Source organism: Dyadobacter sp. UC 10, assembly GCF_008369915.1.
Lineage (GTDB): Bacteria > Bacteroidota > Bacteroidia > Cytophagales > Spirosomataceae > Dyadobacter.
Window position 1 is genome coordinate 3,202,645 of sequence record NZ_VSRN01000001.1, and the last position, 16,055, is coordinate 3,218,699.

Below are 16,055 nucleotides of genomic sequence, written 5' to 3' on the forward strand. Positions count from 1 at the left end.
AATCACCATATCACGATCCGCGCCGAATCGGCCAGCGCCATTTTATTGCCGGGAGTACAGCCGAATGCAATCTGGAATTCCTTCAAATGCGGAAGCGGTCCGTTGATCCTGTCTTTTGCCGGTGCATGCGGGTCTGTTTGTACCTGGTTTCTCAATGCTTCGTTGGTCGTATTCATGTGCCAAACCTGCGCCCAGCCGAGAAAAAAGCGCTGCTTCCAATTGAACCCGTCGATAGGAGCGGGCTCTTCTTTACCTTCCAGCGATTTCTGCAGTGCATAGTAAGCCAAAGTCAGTCCGCCAAGATCGGCCACATTTTCTCCGATTGTCAAGGCGCCGTTGATATTGAAGCCAGGCAGAGCCTCGATGCCGTTGAAATATTCGATGTACTTTTTAGTTAGCTTGTCAAAATTTGCACGGTCTGCGGCGGTCCACCAGTTTTTCAGGTTTCCTTCATCATCAAACTGCGAGCCCTGATCGTCAAATCCGTGCGTAAATTCATGGCCGATCACCGCGATGATTCCGCCGTAATTGATCGCATCGTCGGCATTCCGGTTATAAAACGGTGGTTGCAATATGCCGGCAGGGAACACAATCTCATTATTCAGCGGGTTATAATAGGCGTTGACCGTTTGGGGCGTCATCAGCCATTCTTTTTTATCAACGTCCTTGCCAATTTTCTCGACTTGCTCTTTGTGCCCGTAAAGGGAGGCGGAGATTACATTCTCAAACAATTTGTCGGGAGCAATTTCGATGCTGGAATAATCCTTCCATTTGTCAGGATAGCCGATTTTATAAGTAAATGCTTTAAGCTTCTTGTGTGCCTTAGTTTTGGTTGAATCGCTCATCCATGTCAGTTTATCAATCCGCTCACCATAGACGGCGCGGACGTTTTCGATCATTTCAGAAACTTTCTTTTTGTCTTCTTCAGGAAAATATTTTTTTGAGAACAATTTGCCAAGCGGCATTCCCAGGAGTCCGTCGGTTGATCGTATCGCTCTTTCTACACGTGCCCTTTGCTGTTTGGTGCCTCGCATTACGGTACTGAAGAACCGGAAATCTTCCTGATCGAAGCTTTTTGGGAGGTAGCCTGCGAATCTCGAAAGCAGCTGCCATTTCGTATAAAGTTTTAAGGTAGCCAGTGGTGTAGCTTTCAGTAATGCATTCAGGTTTTGCAGATACGCTTTGTTTTGGACGATCAATGTATCTGTTTTAATATCCTGTTTGTCCGCAAAAGTTTTGACATCGAAATCTGAAAGGAGCTTTGCAAAATCCTCAAAACTCATTTTGTTGTACGTTTTAACAGGATCACGCAGCTCAACATTGGTGAGCTGGTGTTTTGCAAGTTTGGTCTCGAAATCAAGAATGGTTTTTCCTGGCATTTGTTCAGTGAATGCTGCCAGCGAAAACATTTTATCGACGTGAGCAACAAATTCTTTTCTTACGTTGACAGTATTGGAGTCTGTGCGCTCGTAGTAACTCTTTTCTCCCAGACTAAGCCCGCCCTGGCCTTCATAGAGTACATTGATCTTGCTGTTTTTCAAATCGCCTTCTACGCCAAAACCAATGGCTGTCGGTATGCCCACTTTTTGCAATTCGCCCGACAAAGCAGCCAGTTCTTTCAGGGAACTTACTGCATTGATTTTGTCGAGATATGGTTTGAGCGGAGTCAGGCCGCGGTTTTCAATCGCCGCTGTGTCCAGAAATGACTGGTAGTAGTCTGCGATCTGCTGCTCTTCTGTTCCTTTTTTCCGGTCTTTCGATGCGGTAAGTTCTGCGATAATACTTTTCAGCCTTACCTCTTTATTTTCTTTGTCAAGAATCCCAAATGCGCCCCATCGGCTTTCTGTGCCGGGAATTGGGTTTTTCTTTTTCCACCCTCCATTGGCATAGCTGTCAAAATCTTCGCAGGCTTTGGCAGTGGAATCCAGTGAGCTGATATCAAATCCGGGTACTTTTTCGGCAGATGATTCTTCTGTCTCCTTTTTGCAGCCAGCCACAAGAAGTGCCAGTGCGAATACGGGATAGCGTAATGCGACTAATTTCATTTTGTTGTGTTTTGAAGTGTTAACAGAATATTAATGAATGCCTCCCATCCACCCTCTAATTGGCTTCCAGAAGACCAGGAGAACCAAGCCAAAAATGGTTGTAACAATAGCTACCTGATTGAAAAGCGCCGGCATTTGCAGGATATTCTCTTCATCAAAACCACCTGCGAAAATACCTGCGATCAGGTTACCGAGCGAAGCGCCCACAAACCAGATGCCCATCAGCTGGCTCACGTAACGTTTCGGCGCCAGTTTGGTGTACGAGCTTAACCCTACCGGACTTACACAAAGCTCGCCGATCGTATGCAAAAAGTAGGTGAATGTCAGAAAAAACGGAGAAGCAAGTTCTCCTGTGACCGCGATGTTGGAAGCGGCGACCATTACAAAGAAGCTCAGGCCCAGCAGGATCAAACCCATTGCAAACTTGACGGGAATTGACGGATTACGGTTTCTGGATGATAATGAAATCCACAAACTAGCCAGCACGGGAGCAAAAATCAATACGAAAGTAGGCTGGAAATTCTGGAACCAGCTTGAAGGCACTTCCCAGCCGCCGATCATTCGTTGGGTATGGCGCTCGGCAAATATCTGCAGCGAGGTGCCAGCCTGCTCATAACCTGCCCAGAACAATGCAATAGCAAGGAAAAGAATGATGAGCACGCCGACACGGTATTTTTCTACGCGTGTTAACCCGCCTGCTACGAGAATAAACAGGAAGTAGGCGGCGGAAATGGATACGATAATGACGCCGGCACCCTGAGCCAGGCCCTGCGCGGTGGTCATATCAATAGTACCGGAAGATTGCAGTACGATCAGGAACACGACCAGCAAGGCGACCAATCCATAACCCAGCATTTTACTGTTGCCCGATTGCGGCGCTTCCGTCTTTTCGCTGTCCTCTTTCGCAGGAGGAACCTCGCCGAGCCCTTTCAGGTACGTGGCACTACCGAAACGGAAAACGATCAGTCCCAAAAACATTCCGATAGCTGCTGCCCCGAAACCCATGTGCCAGTTGACCTTTTCACCCAGATATCCCACGATAGCGATCCCTAAGAACGAACCGAGGTTAATGCCCATATAAAAGATGGAAAATGCCGCATCGCGCCGGGCACCGCCCTCGGGATAAAGCTCACCTACAATGGAGCTGATATTGGGTTTGAGAAGTCCTGTGCCGACTGCAACAGTGCTAAGTCCCAGGAAAAATATCGCGGAGCCAGCGGGTATTGCCAGAATAATATGCCCTATCATAATGACGATTCCTCCGTACCAGATAGCCTTTTTCTGTCCGAGAATATTGTCCGCCAGCCAGCCGCCGGGTAACGTAAGCAGGTAGACCGATGCAGTGTAAAGGCCGTAGACGGCTGTTGCCTCGGCCGCACTCATTCCCATTCCTCCTCTTATGTTATCAAGCAAAAAAAGCAGAAGAATGGCGCGCATGCCATAGTAGCTAAACCGTTCCCACATTTCTGCAAAAAACAAAACATACAGGCCCCTGGGGTGCTTTTGGGAAATTTGTGATGACATGGGAGGAGGCTTTTTTATTTGGTTTTTGGGGTTATTGCCAGTTGATTTTTTGGTGCAAGATAGGAATTATGGGTAAATATAGAAATGCATAAAAAAAGCGGCGATGGTGCAAAGCACCACCACCGCCTACAAACACTGTGGTTTACTGAATTATTTTACCGAAAAAGATCCCTCTCCGACTGAGAAGCCTTCCGCGTACAGCTCAACCGTATATTTACCTTTAGGAAATGCAGCATCCCTGTCGTACAGAATACTTACATCCTGGTTATTATTAGCATAAAGAACGTCTTTACTAATGGTGTAAGCCTGCTCCTGACCATTGTAGTCAAAAACACCTGAACCTGTTTTTGTGTCAGAAATGGTCGCGCCACTCGGGTCAATAATCCGCATATAAATCGTTTTATTGTCGTTTTCGGTCAGAGGATTTTTTTCAAGCATAAAATCAACCCGGACTTTATCTACGCGTTTCGACTTCACATTTTCCCCTTCCCGGATCTTCCCTTTTGACGACACCGCATATATTTTCACATTTCTGGCCCTTAGCGCGGCTGCCATTGTTACTTTTGATTCCAGTTCAGTATTTTTTGCTGAAACAGTTGAAAGGGAATCGCTGACAGCCTGTTTAATGGTTTCGAGCTGGGTTTTTTCCTGTACCAAGGTTTCATTCTGACTGATCAGCTGCTGATTTTCTTCACGAAGCTGTGCGATTTCTTCATCTTTTTTATTGAGGAATGTTTCGTATTCCTTGATCTTACGGCCCATATTAGCGGATCCCTTGCGAAGCGCTATCCGGTCGTTTTCAAGTGCCGCCTTCACTTTTTGAAGTTCCTCAATATCCCCGCCGAGCCCCTGCACTTCCTGAATACGTGCATCAAGCTGTTTGGAAATCGAATCGAGCTTAATTTCTGAGGCTGCGAGCTCACTCACACGGGCTTGCAGATCTGACGATTGCTTTGTGGTGAGTGTTCGTTCGTTGTAATAGAGGTACCCGAATACAGCAGCCAGAATTGTCATCAGGATCAATCCGACGAGCATGCCGGTGTTACTTTTACGTTCCATGAGTAATTGCTTAGGTTAAATAATATATTTTATAGGATATATTCAAAAATCATGCCATGAATATACGTAGCTGGACAACTTGTGGGAATGCCAATAAAAAAGCGTTTGCGAAAATGCTTCGCAAACGCTTTGAAAATTGCTGATAATGTTATTTGCTTTAGTAATCTCCACCCGCGCCCCCTCCTCCGAAGCTGCCTCCCCCAAAGCCCCCGAAGCCGCCTCCACTGCCCCCTCCTCCCCAATCTCCGGAAAAGCTTCCGCCACCAGAATGAGTTGTATATGGGAAGAAGACAGGGGGAATACCTAATCCGCGAATTCCTCTTCCACCTCCGCCGCCACGATTGTTTCTATTCCTGAAAATGATTATCATGATAATAATGAAGATGATCACAACGATCAAAATGGGCGGGAAAGAATCCTCATCGGCGTTTTGCTGTTTATCCGCTTTGTATTCTCCGGTCGCATATTTAAAGATCATGTCAACTCCTTCATCGAGGCCCTGGTAGAATTGGTTTTGTTTAAATCGCGGCGTAATTACCTGGGAAATGATACGCTTGGCGATGGCATCCGGGATCGCCCCTTCGAGGCCATAACCGGTACTGATGAATACTTTTCGGTCGCCTGGTGCCCAAAGCAATACGATTCCATTGTCTTTGTCTTTTTGTCCTACTCCCCACTCGCGGCCCAGTTTGATCGCATAGTCAGCAATAGGATAGTCGCCGGTAGTCGAAACAACTACGATAACGATCTGCGAAGAAGTAGAATCATTATAGGCGACCAGTTTCTGCTCGAGACGTGCTTTTTCATCCGCACTCAACTGGTTCGCGAAGTCGTTGACGAGTTTGGGTGGGTTGGGTTTGGCAGGAATATCTTGTGCCCAGATGCTGCATATCGAAATAATCAGCATGATGGGTATTAAAAGGATTTTCTTCATGAGTTCATTGTCCGAACGAAATGTCGTCAGGAAGTTCGTTGATATCGTCGGAATGGTAGGGGAAATGCGATTTAAGCTGAAAACCGGCTTCTTCAATGCCTTTGCAAAGACCTTCGAGGAATTGCCCTTCTATAAAGTGGCTTCTCAAATGGTCCTTGGTCGTTTTCCAAAAATCAGCACCTACTTTTTCATCAATTCCCTTGTCCCCCAACACAGCAAATTTGCGGTCTTCGTACGCGAGGTAAAATAGCACGCCGTTACGCTGGGCAGTCTGGTGAAGATTCAGGGCGATGAAAACTTCTTTTGCTCTTTCCATTACGTCAGGCAAAGGGCATTTTTTTTCGATATGCACCTTCACTTCTCCCGAAGTTTGTTTTTCAGCCTGCTGTATCGATTTGATGATCAATTGCTGCTGCTCTTCTGTAAAAAAAAGTGATTCGGCTTCCATGCGCTGCTATATGTCAGTGAAGTGGGAGTAGTAGAGTGAAGTGGATTCAGAAAAGAACTTTCGAATCCACTTCAAATTTTATCAGAATTGCACCGACGGTGCTTTTTCAGATCCGGCGGTTGCCGTGAAATATCCTTTTTGAGCAAAGCCGAATACACCTGCAAAAAGGTTGGTAGGGAAGGTCCTTACCTCTTGGTTATAATCTTTTACAACGGTATTGAAATCGTTTCTCGCAACGCCAATCCGGTTTTCTGTTCCTTCGAGCTGCGCCTGAAGTTCCAGAAAGTTTTGGTTTGCTTTCAGCTGCGGATACTGCTCAACTGAAACAAGCAGTCTCGAAAGAGATCCGCTTAACTGATCCTGCGCAGCCTGGAATTTGGAAATATTCTCAGGAGTAAGCTGGTCTGCATTGATCGTAGTCTGGGTAGCTTTGCTACGTGCTTCTATGACTGCCGTTAATGTACCTTTCTCAAATTCTGCCGCACCTTTTACCGTGCTAACCAGGTTTGGGATCAGATCTGCGCGGCGCTGGTACTGGCTTTCCACTTTGGCCCACGATTCTTTCACGACCTCATCTTTACCCACAAGCCCATTATATTTTCCGCAGCCGACGAATCCGAGAATCAGAACCACGACGATAACTGCAATTAATCCTTTTGACATTTTAGTGTTCGGTTAACGTTAATGAAAGTTCAAAGATGTTCAAAGCTAGCAAAATCCACAGCAAAAACTACATAACCGGTTTTTGACCTATATTGACAGATCATAAACCTGATAGTGGGTTTACAGAGAGTTAAACCGGTAAATTAAATTTAGTCTACCCCGACACCGGCGACCCTATTCCATTTACCCCAGCTGACTGACGGTTCATAGTCTTTCAAATTGCTTTCAAAATACATTGCTCCCCAGGTCCAGTTGATGTCCAATACGTTGGCCAGATATTCTGCTGCAGTCATCCGTTCCGATGCTGCTAGGTCTCCCTGGCTTTTCAGTTTTTGCATAATTAGATTGATCTCTGTGTTCTCTGTTTTACTATCAGTCCAGGTTTTGAAAGCGGCATGATCATTTGCCCAGCGTTTGGTGAAATGGTGTTTAACACCGCTTGGCTTAAAGATTCGCGGCCCGAAACGGAGCAAGGTCCAGTGGTAATAATCCCTTTCCAGGAGCTCACGAAGTAAACTTTGCCTCTTAGCCGAATCATCCATCTCCATAACGGTTTCATAAACGTATCTGGGGGAAAGACATCCCATTGAAAGCCAGCGGGAAATTCCTGAATCGATCAGTGTGTGGAAACCCTCCGGATCACTTGTTGCCGATAAATACGTAAAAAGAGACTTAATGGCCTCGTCTTGTCCAATTGGTTCGTTAGTTCCATTTTGCTGAGTGGCTGATTCCGGTCGGAAACCCAGGTCAGTTAGTGCTGGCATTTGGCCGGGCTCCAAGCCTTCTGGTAGCCTGATCGCAGACGGTTCCGGAAGTGAAGTAGCTATATTGAGCTTGTTTTCCATTGCTTTGGCAAAGGCGTCAAACGAACCCGGCAGTTTGGAAATAGGGAAAGGTAGTTCAGCGGCATGGACAAGCGTGTCCATCCAAAAAAGCTTGATATCAATATTTCCTGTTTTCAGATTTTTACTGAGGGAGGATTCGATTCTGGTTTCTTCCGGGGCGATTTCCTTGCTGCAATATACATATCCGGCGTCCTGATCCTCTGCGAGCTGAGCAATGATCTTTTCAGGTTCGCCAATCTTGATAATCAAATCGCCACCTTTTTGTCTGATCGTATTCCTGAGATCAGTCACGCAGTTAATCAACTGCTGAGCCCTTAATGCGTTGGTCCGACGGAAGCCGAGCCTGGTGTTTTCGAATTGCCTTGGATCAAAAACAAAGACGGGGATGATTTCTTTAGAAGAGTTGCAGGCTGAAAAAAGCGCTTCATTATCAAGTAAACGAAGGTCATTTCTAAACCAGTAAACAATGCGGTCGGCCATCTAACAATTTAAAATATTTACACTATTACATAAAGAGGAATAGTGCAAATATAGGGAGGCGGAAAACAAAATCCCGCTCCGGGATAATTTCGTCCGAAGCGGGATTTTATATGGTATTACAATCAGTAGCTGAGAATCGTGAATTCAGTACGCCGGTTTCGCTGATGTTCTTCTTCGGTTTTAGCATTCGGGACAACCAGCTCACGTTCACCGTATCCTTTTGCAACCATCCTATCAGCGTCAATTCCTTTTGAATTCAGGTAATTAACAGCGGATTCAGCTCGATTTTGGGACAAAGTCATGTTGTAAGCATCAGTAGCGCGCGCATCCGTATGCGAGCTCAGTTCGATGTTCATGCTTGGATTATCCTTTAATATCTGGACTAGTTTGTCAAGCTCAATTGCAGCATCGGGACGGATATTGTATTTGTTTAAATCGTAATAGATATTCTCAAGAACGAAAGTTTTATTCAACTCCAGTTTATCTAATTTGACAGTTACGTTAAAGGTAGTATCCGTGAGTTCTTTGGTAAGGAATATCGGTGGTATTGACCGGCCATTCATTGAGAAAGGCTCGCGTTTACTGATGTAGCCTTTTCTTTCCACAAGCAAAGTATAAGATTTCCCTTCCTCGACTGGTTGTTTGCCGAATTTTCCTTCTGAATTGCTCGGTAACTGCGCAATCTGTGTATCAGAAGTGTCCGGCAGAATATGGACGATTGCAGAATCAAGAGGAGCATTATTCTGACCGTTCGCGACAACAATTCCCCCGAGAAAGTACTTAACTACCTTTGGTTTTCCATTGATATAATTCGGATTGTTCGGGTTTAGCGGATCGTTCGGGTCATTATTTCTGGCAGTTGTGGTGCTGTCAGGCTCCTCAGGTCCATAGAAATAGTAGATATCATCATCGCCTTTTCCGCCTTCACGGTTAGATGCAAAGAATCCTTTGTTTGTGTCCTGATAAAAAACGAGCCCGAAATCGTCCTGAGGGCTATTGAAAGGCAACCCCATATTTTCGATCGTAATTACCCCCTGCGTTCTTGTGGCTGAGAATAAATCCAGCTTTCCAAGTCCCGGATGCCCGTCAGAAGCAAAGTACAATTTCCCGCCTTCGGCCACATAGGGGAACATATCGTCACCGGCAGTATTGATGTCACGCCCCATATTCACTGGCTTGCTAAACCTGCCGGATGCATCCATATTTGTTCGGTAGATATCAATTCCTCCCGCGCCTCCCGGTCTGTTGGATGCGAAATACAAAGTTTTACCATCCCTTGAAAATGCCGGTGAACCGTCCCAGGCGAGAGAATCATTTATCGGTAAAATAGCTGGAATAGTCCATTTACCATCGATGTTCCGGCTCATGTAAAGGTCTACATCTAAGGCGCCATTTTTCTTGCCATTATTACCACGTGCAAAAACGAGTGTTTTCCCATCCGGAGAAAAAGCGGGCGAGGCTTCATTTGCGTCCTCAGCAAATATATCCTGGCTTAACAGCACCGCATTACCCTGTATATCTCCGGGATCCTGAGTAATGCCTACTTTGTAGAGGCCCAACATGGCCTGACCGTTGTTTTTATATATTTTTTCTTTTTTTGAAGAAGAAAAAATCAGTTCGTTGCCAAGCACTGTTGGGGAGAATTCCGAGCCGGCGGAGTTAAGCGGAATACTTTTCGCTTCTACGGCCATCTTTTCGGTTTTGAGCCTGTCAGCGATTCTCAGTATTTCGATTTCCCGTAATGCACGTTCTTGTAGAGCCTGTGAGCTGGCAGTGTCTTTTGCAAAAGCCGCAAATTCTGCTGACGCTTCACTGTATTGCCCGGCAGTTTTTAATGCGTAAGCATATTGAAATCGGGCATCAGGGCTGACAAAGCCACCGTCCAGTGCTTGCTTGTAATAAGGAATCGACTCTTTAAAGCGATTGGAAAGCCGATATGATTCCGCGATGAGATAGTTAGTCTGTACGGGCTCATAATTCTCGGCGGCAGCTTTTTGAAAACCTTTGATCGCCAGGTCATACTCTCCGTTAGCGAACTTCTTTTGACCATCCTTGTAAGCCTGCATCGCCGAGTTGCAGCCGGATAAATAGGTACACAAAATTACGAGGGTAAAAAAACTCCGCAAAAGTTTCATAGTTTATGGTATATAATCTAACGATTCGACGCGCACATTGGGTTTTTGAAAAACAATACTAATAAAGAACGTTTGGAAATAAAATTCTGGATACAAGAGGAAAAGATTTTTATTGTATCTCTTTTTTGGTTCGTTATTAGTCAGATCAGGTCATGATTCTGGCTGACATTGCGAAAAAACATTTAGTAACACTTTGTTAATCAGTTGTGGAATATTACTTTTGCAGTCCGATTTTTCGGGAAAACTGTTTCCATAACAATGGATCAGGTGCATAATCTGATCAAAATCAATTTGTTAAATGCCAACTATTTCACAATTAGTCCGTAAAGGTAGAGAGACCATTACATGGAAATCCAAGTCACCGGCTTTGGATTCCTGCCCTCAGCGTAGGGGTGTGTGCACCAGGGTGTACACTACAACGCCGAAAAAACCGAACTCCGCGCTTCGTAAAGTGGCTCGTGTTCGTCTTTCCAACAACAAAGAGGTGAATGCCTACATCCCAGGAGAAGGGCACAACCTGCAGGAGCACTCGATCGTATTGATCCGTGGTGGTCGTGTAAAGGATTTGCCAGGTGTGCGTTATCACATTATCCGTGGTGCATTGGATACTGCGGGTGTTAACGGCCGTAAACAACGTCGTTCTAAGTATGGTGCAAAACGTCCAAAACCAGGACAGGTAGCGGCAGCACCGACAAAAGGTAAGAAAAAATAAAAAGTAACTCTCTCTGCTTTTATTAAGTAATTAATATTGATAAAAGGGAAGTAATCCAGGCTTACTGCGTGGGTGAATAAGTTGCAAAACGAAACCTCGTGTAAAAAACATTAAGACAAAATGAGAAAGTCGAAACCAAAGAAAAGATATATCCTTCCTGATCCGAAGTTCAGGGATGTTCAGGTTACCAAATTCGTTAATAACCTGATGTACGAAGGAAAGAAGAGCATTGCTTTTACTATTTTTTATGACGCATTGGAATTGGTTGAGAAAAAAACCAGCGAAAACGGTCTTGAGACATGGAAAAAGGCATTGAACAATGTTACTCCATCTGTGGAAGTAAAAAGCCGTCGCGTTGGTGGTGCTACTTTCCAGGTTCCAACGGAAGTTCGTCCTGAGCGCAAGCAGTCTCTTGGCATGAAATGGTTGATCAACTATTCACGTAAGCGTGGAGAGAAAACAATGGTTGACCGTCTGGCTGGCGAAATTATTGCTGCTGCGAAAGGTGAAGGAGCTGCTGTTAAGAAAAAGGATGATACGCACCGTATGGCGGATGCGAACAAAGCATTCTCGCATTTCCGTTTCTAGGCAAACGAAGTTGAGTGTAATCGGAAGTGTGGTTAATCCATACTTCCGATTTTTTTGTATAAATTTTTGAAAATTAGCTTGTCGCAATTGTTTTTATAGTCAACAATTTATACTTTTGCGCTCTGAATTTTTAAAAGCGCTCCTACAAGTTGACTTGGGAAAGTTCAAATTCTTCGAATTGAGTTGCACATCGAATAAAATATAACACATCACCATCTGTCATGGCACGTGATCTAAGATTAACAAGAAATATTGGTATTGCTGCGCACATTGATGCCGGCAAAACAACCACAACGGAGCGTATCCTTTACTACGCTGGGGTAAGCCACAAAATTGGGGAAGTACATGATGGTGCTGCTACAATGGACTGGATGGAGCAGGAGCAGGAGCGTGGTATTACCATCACATCTGCTGCGACAACTGTTGGCTGGAAGTATCGAGACGAGAACTACCATATCAATATTATCGATACTCCGGGGCACGTTGACTTTACAGTTGAAGTGAACCGTTCTCTACGTGTTTTGGATGGACTTGTTTTCCTTTTCAGCGCAGTCGATGGTGTTGAGCCTCAGTCGGAAACAAACTGGCGTTTGGCTAACAACTATAACGTTGCGCGTATTGGATTTGTAAATAAAATGGATCGTTCAGGTGCGGACTTTTTGAAAGTTTGTACACAGGTAAAAGAAATGTTGGGTAGCTATGCTGTCCCTCTTCAATTGCCGATCGGTGCTGAAGACACTTTCCGTGGAGTGGTTGACCTGGTGAACTTCCGTGGTATCGAGTGGAATGAGGCAGATAAAGGAATGACCTTCACAGAAGTTCCTATTCCTGATGATATGCTCGAAGAAGCAACTGAGTGGAGAGAGAAATTGCTTGAAGCGGTTGCTGAATTCGACGACACATTAATGGAAAAATATTTCGAAGATCCTAATTCGATCTCGGAGGATGAAATTCTTGCTGCATTGCGTGCTGCGACTATCAGCATGAAGATCGTTCCTATGGTTTGTGGTTCTTCATTTAAGAATAAAGGAGTTCAAACCATGCTGGATTACGTGATGGCTATCCTGCCTTCACCGCTTGATCGCGAAAGCATTATCGGAACAGATCCACGTACAGGAAACGAGATTAGCCGTCAGCCTTCAGAAAAAGATCCTTTCTGCGCACTTGCATTTAAAATTGCAACTGATCCTTACGTAGGTCGTCTTTGCTTCATCAGATCTTATTCTGGAACGCTTGAATCAGGTTCGTATGTATTGAACAACCGTTCAGGAAACAAAGAGCGTATCTCACGTATATTCCAGATGCACGCTAACAAGCAAAATCAGATTGATAAGCTGGAAGCGGGTGACATTGGAGCGGTAGTGGGTTTTAAAGATATCAAAACAGGTGACACGCTTTCTGATGAAAAATCACCGATCGTATTGGAATCGATGGTATTCCCTGAGCCGGTAATTGGTTACGCAATCGAGCCGAAAAAGGCAGCTGATAGCGATAACTTCTCGAAAGCTATTACCAAGTTGATCGAAGAAGATCCAACCTTGCAGGTTGAAAGTAACGAGGAGACCGGTCAGACGATTATTAAAGGAATGGGTGAGCTTCACCTTGAAATTATCATCGACCGTATGCGTCGTGAATTCAAAGTGGAGGTGAACCAGGGTGCGCCTCAGGTTGCGTATAAAGAAATTCTTACTAAGAATTTCGAACACCGTGAGGTTTATAAGAAACAAACTGGTGGTCGTGGTAAGTTTGCTGATATCGTATTCGAAATCGGGCCACGTGATGATAATGAAGAAGGAAAAGAGCCAAAAACTGGTTTGCAGTTTGTGAACGAGGTTGTTGGTGGAGCTATTCCACGTGAATTTATTGCACCGGTTCAAAAAGGATTTGAGGCAGCAATGATCAACGGTGCGTTGGCAGGTTATCCTTTGGATTCGATGAAGGTGCGTTTGTTCCACGGTTCATTCCACGATGTCGATTCAGATTCTCTCTCTTTCGAATTAGCAGCAAAAATAGGTTTCAAAGAGTCTGCTCGCCATGCAGGTTCAAAATTGATGGAGCCTATTATGCATGTGGAAGTACTTACGCCGGACGAATATACTGGACCTATCACTGGTGACCTTAACCGTCGCCGTGGTATCATGAGAGGAATGGACTCACGTAATGGAGCACAGGTTATCAAAGCTGATGTACCTCTTTCTGAACTGTTTGGTTATGTAACGGACCTGCGTACAATGTCATCAGGACGTGCTACTGCATCTCTTACTTTTGCATACTACGAGATCGTCCCTAATAACATCGCGGAAGGTGTTATCGAAAAGGCAAAAGGATTAGTTAAAGCGTAATTGTAATCGGTTATCAGAGCGATCTGGTAACCGATTCCTATATAGATATAAGTCAGTGAAGTAAATGGTTCTTTCGCTGATGGATTGTCAGATTTAATCTGATCAAGTTTTCTGAACCGGAAATAAACAAGCAAGATGAATCAAAAAATTCGTATCAAACTCCGGTCTTTCGACCACAACTTGGTTGACAAGTCAGCCGAGAAGATTGTTAAGGCTGTTAAGGCAACGGGTGCTATTGTAAGTGGTCCAATTCCTTTGCCGACTAAGACTGAGAAGTTCACCGTTCTTCGTTCTCCGCACGTTAACAAAAAGTCAAGAGAGCAATTCCAGCTTTGTACTTACAAACGTTTGGTGGATATTTTCTCAACAAGTGCCAAGACAGTTGACGCATTGATGAAGCTTGAATTACCAAGTGGGGTTGATGTAGAAATCAAGGTTTAGTTTAAGTGGCCTATTTAATTAGGTCAAAACATAAATTGGATGAAGGTCCGTTTCCGGAAACCACATCTGAACTCAGAAATAGTAGAAAGGAGCATATTTATATATGCAAATTTTATCTTTTTCAGATAAGAGGTCAGATGTTCATCCATCTGACCTTTTTTGCTGATTATCAGCGAGAAATATTTTTAAACTGCATTGGATACTATTTTTTGATTTCCTACCTTTGCAGTCCGTTTTAAAGAATAAGGGTATTACCTGCTAATTTTAATTTCGAAACATGTCTGGTTTAATTGGTAAGAAAATCGGGATGACCAGTTTGTACAATGCTGACGGGCAGGCTCTGGCATGTACTGTGATCCAAGCTGGTCCTTGTGTTGTTACACAAGTTAGGTCCCAAGAAAAGGATGGTTACAAAGCCATTCAGTTAGGTTTTGGAGAGAAGAAAGAAAAGAGTTCTTCCCAGCCTATGATTGGTCACTTCAAAAAAGCCAACACAACTCCCAAGCAAAAAGTGGTTGAGTTCAAGGAATTTGAAGTGGAACATGAGCTAGGAACTTCGTTATCCGTTCAGGATATTTTTGAAGAAGGCGAGTTCGTTGATGTTGTCGGCTCTGCCAAGGGACGCGGCTTTCAGGGTGTTGTAAAACGTCATGGCTTTGCTGGTGTGGGTGGTCAAACTCACGGACAGCACAACAGAGCGCGTCACCCAGGTTCGATTGGTGCCTGTTCATTCCCCTCTCGTGTATTCAAAGGAATTCGTATGGGTGGACGTATGGGTAACAACCGTGTAAAGATTCAGAATTTACGTATTCTGAAAGTGATACCTGAGCAGAACATTCTTGTTGTGAGTGGCTCAGTACCGGGTTCAAAGAATTCATTTCTAATCATTGAGAAATAGTACCAATGGAACTGTCCGTATTAAATATAAAAGGAGAAGATACCGGCAAGAAGGTAAGTGTGTCCGAGGAGATTTTCGGCATCGAACCTAATACGCACGCTATCTATCTCGATGTGAAGCTGTACCTGGCTAATCAGCGTCAGGGCACGCACAAATCAAAAGAGCGCGCCGAGGTTAATCACTCTACCCGCAAAATCAAGCGTCAAAAAGGTACTGGTGGTGCCCGTGCAGGTAGCATTAAATCGCCGGTATTTGTAGGTGGTGGCCGTATTTTCGGTCCAAGGCCTCGTGATTACGGTTTTAAAATCAATAAGAAAGTTAAAGAATTAGCTCGTAAATCAGCTCTCGCTGTTAAAGCCAAGTCGGATGCGATTTCTGTTTTGGAATCCTTCTCATTTGATGCGCCAAAGACAAAATCTTACCTTAATGTTTTGACATCACTGTCATTAGTGAACAAAAAAACATTGTTGATTTTGCCAGCGATTGATAGCAATGTCTACCTGTCGAGCCGTAACATCCCGAAAGCGAGAGTTACAACAGTTGACGCCATCAATACTTACGACCTGATGTATGCAGACCGTCTTTTAATAAGTGAATCTGCTTTGTCTATTTTGGAAACCCAATTGAACAAATAACAATGAGTGTACTGAAACGTCCGATTATAACCGAAAAGGTAACGGCTCAGGGTGGTCAAGGAAAATACGCTTTTGAAGTTTCTCTTACTGCTAATAAAGTAGAGATCAAGAAGGCTATTGAGAAACTGTTCGGGGTTACCGTAGAAAGCGTTCACACCATGCGCAGCATTGGTAAAAGTAAGTCCCGCACTTCGGGAGGAAAATTTGTAAGTGGAAAAACGTCGACTATTAAGAAGGCTATCGTAACGGTAGCTGAGGGTGAGATCATCGATATTTACGGTGAGGCATAAGCCAAGTTGAGCGATT

Annotated in this window: 15 protein-coding genes; 7 read left to right on the forward strand and 8 right to left on the reverse strand. The window is 44.5% G+C overall.

The window, feature by feature from the left end:
- Positions 1 to 2: 2 nt before the first annotated feature.
- The 8 genes from FXO21_RS13185 to FXO21_RS13220 all read right to left on the reverse strand — a co-directional run bounded on the left by FXO21_RS13185 (position 3) and on the right by FXO21_RS13220 (position 10,133).
- Complete coding sequence (locus tag FXO21_RS13185; RefSeq protein WP_149640512.1) at positions 3 to 2,045, reverse strand: M13 family metallopeptidase; 2,043 nt, start codon at positions 2,043 to 2,045, stop codon at positions 3 to 5.
- Between the two features lie 30 nt (positions 2,046 to 2,075).
- Positions 2,076 to 3,569 (reverse strand): peptide MFS transporter, encoded by a 1,494-nt coding sequence (locus FXO21_RS13190; RefSeq protein WP_149640513.1) that lies wholly within the window; start codon positions 3,567 to 3,569, stop codon positions 2,076 to 2,078.
- Positions 3,570 to 3,719: 150 nt separating this feature from the next.
- Positions 3,720 to 4,628: a hypothetical protein gene (locus FXO21_RS13195; RefSeq protein WP_149640514.1), complete on the reverse strand. Its 909-nt coding sequence runs from the start codon at positions 4,626 to 4,628 to the stop codon at positions 3,720 to 3,722.
- A 157-nt stretch (positions 4,629 to 4,785) separates the two neighbouring features.
- Positions 4,786 to 5,562: a TPM domain-containing protein gene (locus FXO21_RS13200; protein WP_149640515.1), complete on the reverse strand. Its 777-nt coding sequence runs from the start codon at positions 5,560 to 5,562 to the stop codon at positions 4,786 to 4,788.
- A 4-nt stretch (positions 5,563 to 5,566) separates the two neighbouring features.
- Positions 5,567 to 6,010: a TPM domain-containing protein gene (locus tag FXO21_RS13205; protein ID WP_149640516.1), complete on the reverse strand. Its 444-nt coding sequence runs from the start codon at positions 6,008 to 6,010 to the stop codon at positions 5,567 to 5,569.
- An 81-nt stretch (positions 6,011 to 6,091) separates the two neighbouring features.
- A complete protein-coding gene (locus FXO21_RS13210; RefSeq protein ID WP_149640517.1) occupies positions 6,092 to 6,673 on the reverse strand; it encodes a LemA family protein in 582 nt (193 codons plus the stop codon).
- Positions 6,674 to 6,822: 149 nt separating this feature from the next.
- On the reverse strand, positions 6,823 to 7,998 hold the full coding sequence (locus FXO21_RS13215) for a deoxyribodipyrimidine photo-lyase (protein ID WP_149640518.1): 1,176 nt from the start codon (positions 7,996 to 7,998) through the stop codon (positions 6,823 to 6,825).
- A 122-nt stretch (positions 7,999 to 8,120) separates the two neighbouring features.
- On the reverse strand, positions 8,121 to 10,133 hold the full coding sequence (locus tag FXO21_RS13220) for an OmpA family protein (RefSeq protein WP_457566843.1): 2,013 nt from the start codon (positions 10,131 to 10,133) through the stop codon (positions 8,121 to 8,123).
- Positions 10,134 to 10,431: 298 nt separating this feature from the next.
- On the opposite strand from FXO21_RS13220, the gene rpsL reads away from it, so the two are divergent.
- The 7 genes from rpsL to rplW all read left to right on the forward strand — a co-directional run bounded on the left by rpsL (position 10,432) and on the right by rplW (position 16,039).
- On the forward strand, positions 10,432 to 10,845 hold the full coding sequence (gene rpsL / locus FXO21_RS13225; protein ID WP_026631225.1) for a 30S ribosomal protein S12: 414 nt from the start codon (positions 10,432 to 10,434) through the stop codon (positions 10,843 to 10,845).
- A 120-nt stretch (positions 10,846 to 10,965) separates the two neighbouring features.
- The gene (gene rpsG, locus FXO21_RS13230) at positions 10,966 to 11,433 is read left to right on the forward strand and encodes a 30S ribosomal protein S7 (protein ID WP_019941733.1); all 468 of its coding nucleotides are present in this window, start codon (positions 10,966 to 10,968) and stop codon (positions 11,431 to 11,433) included.
- Positions 11,434 to 11,654: 221 nt separating this feature from the next.
- Positions 11,655 to 13,775, forward strand: coding sequence for an elongation factor G (gene fusA, locus FXO21_RS13235; protein ID WP_149640519.1), 2,121 nt, complete (start codon positions 11,655 to 11,657; stop codon positions 13,773 to 13,775).
- A 135-nt stretch (positions 13,776 to 13,910) separates the two neighbouring features.
- Positions 13,911 to 14,216, forward strand: coding sequence for a 30S ribosomal protein S10 (gene rpsJ, locus FXO21_RS13240; RefSeq protein ID WP_026631228.1), 306 nt, complete (start codon positions 13,911 to 13,913; stop codon positions 14,214 to 14,216).
- Between the two features lie 277 nt (positions 14,217 to 14,493).
- Positions 14,494 to 15,114: a 50S ribosomal protein L3 gene (gene rplC / locus FXO21_RS13245; protein ID WP_149640520.1), complete on the forward strand. Its 621-nt coding sequence runs from the start codon at positions 14,494 to 14,496 to the stop codon at positions 15,112 to 15,114.
- A 5-nt stretch (positions 15,115 to 15,119) separates the two neighbouring features.
- Entirely contained in the window at positions 15,120 to 15,749 is a 630-nt protein-coding gene (rplD, locus tag FXO21_RS13250) for a 50S ribosomal protein L4 (RefSeq protein ID WP_149640521.1), read from the forward strand.
- A 2-nt stretch (positions 15,750 to 15,751) separates the two neighbouring features.
- A complete protein-coding gene (gene rplW, locus FXO21_RS13255; protein ID WP_149640522.1) occupies positions 15,752 to 16,039 on the forward strand; it encodes a 50S ribosomal protein L23 in 288 nt (95 codons plus the stop codon).
- Positions 16,040 to 16,055: the final 16 nt, after the last annotated feature.

Coding starts and splice junctions, on each gene's coding strand:
- FXO21_RS13185 (WP_149640512.1), bottom strand. CDS start 2,045: ATGAAATTAGTCGCATTACGCTATCCCGTATTCGCACTGGCACTTCTT.
- FXO21_RS13190 (WP_149640513.1), bottom strand. CDS start 3,569: ATGTCATCACAAATTTCCCAAAAGCACCCCAGGGGCCTGTATGTTTTG.
- FXO21_RS13195 (WP_149640514.1), bottom strand. CDS start 4,628: ATGGAACGTAAAAGTAACACCGGCATGCTCGTCGGATTGATCCTGATG.
- FXO21_RS13200 (WP_149640515.1), bottom strand. CDS start 5,562: ATGAAGAAAATCCTTTTAATACCCATCATGCTGATTATTTCGATATGC.
- FXO21_RS13205 (WP_149640516.1), bottom strand. CDS start 6,010: ATGGAAGCCGAATCACTTTTTTTTACAGAAGAGCAGCAGCAATTGATC.
- FXO21_RS13210 (WP_149640517.1), bottom strand. CDS start 6,673: ATGTCAAAAGGATTAATTGCAGTTATCGTCGTGGTTCTGATTCTCGGA.
- FXO21_RS13215 (WP_149640518.1), bottom strand. CDS start 7,998: ATGGCCGACCGCATTGTTTACTGGTTTAGAAATGACCTTCGTTTACTT.
- FXO21_RS13220 (WP_457566843.1), bottom strand. CDS start 10,133: ATGAAACTTTTGCGGAGTTTTTTTACCCTCGTAATTTTGTGTACCTAT.
- rpsL (WP_026631225.1), top strand. CDS start 10,432: ATGCCAACTATTTCACAATTAGTCCGTAAAGGTAGAGAGACCATTACA.
- rpsG (WP_019941733.1), top strand. CDS start 10,966: ATGAGAAAGTCGAAACCAAAGAAAAGATATATCCTTCCTGATCCGAAG.
- fusA (WP_149640519.1), top strand. CDS start 11,655: ATGGCACGTGATCTAAGATTAACAAGAAATATTGGTATTGCTGCGCAC.
- rpsJ (WP_026631228.1), top strand. CDS start 13,911: ATGAATCAAAAAATTCGTATCAAACTCCGGTCTTTCGACCACAACTTG.
- rplC (WP_149640520.1), top strand. CDS start 14,494: ATGTCTGGTTTAATTGGTAAGAAAATCGGGATGACCAGTTTGTACAAT.
- rplD (WP_149640521.1), top strand. CDS start 15,120: ATGGAACTGTCCGTATTAAATATAAAAGGAGAAGATACCGGCAAGAAG.
- rplW (WP_149640522.1), top strand. CDS start 15,752: ATGAGTGTACTGAAACGTCCGATTATAACCGAAAAGGTAACGGCTCAG.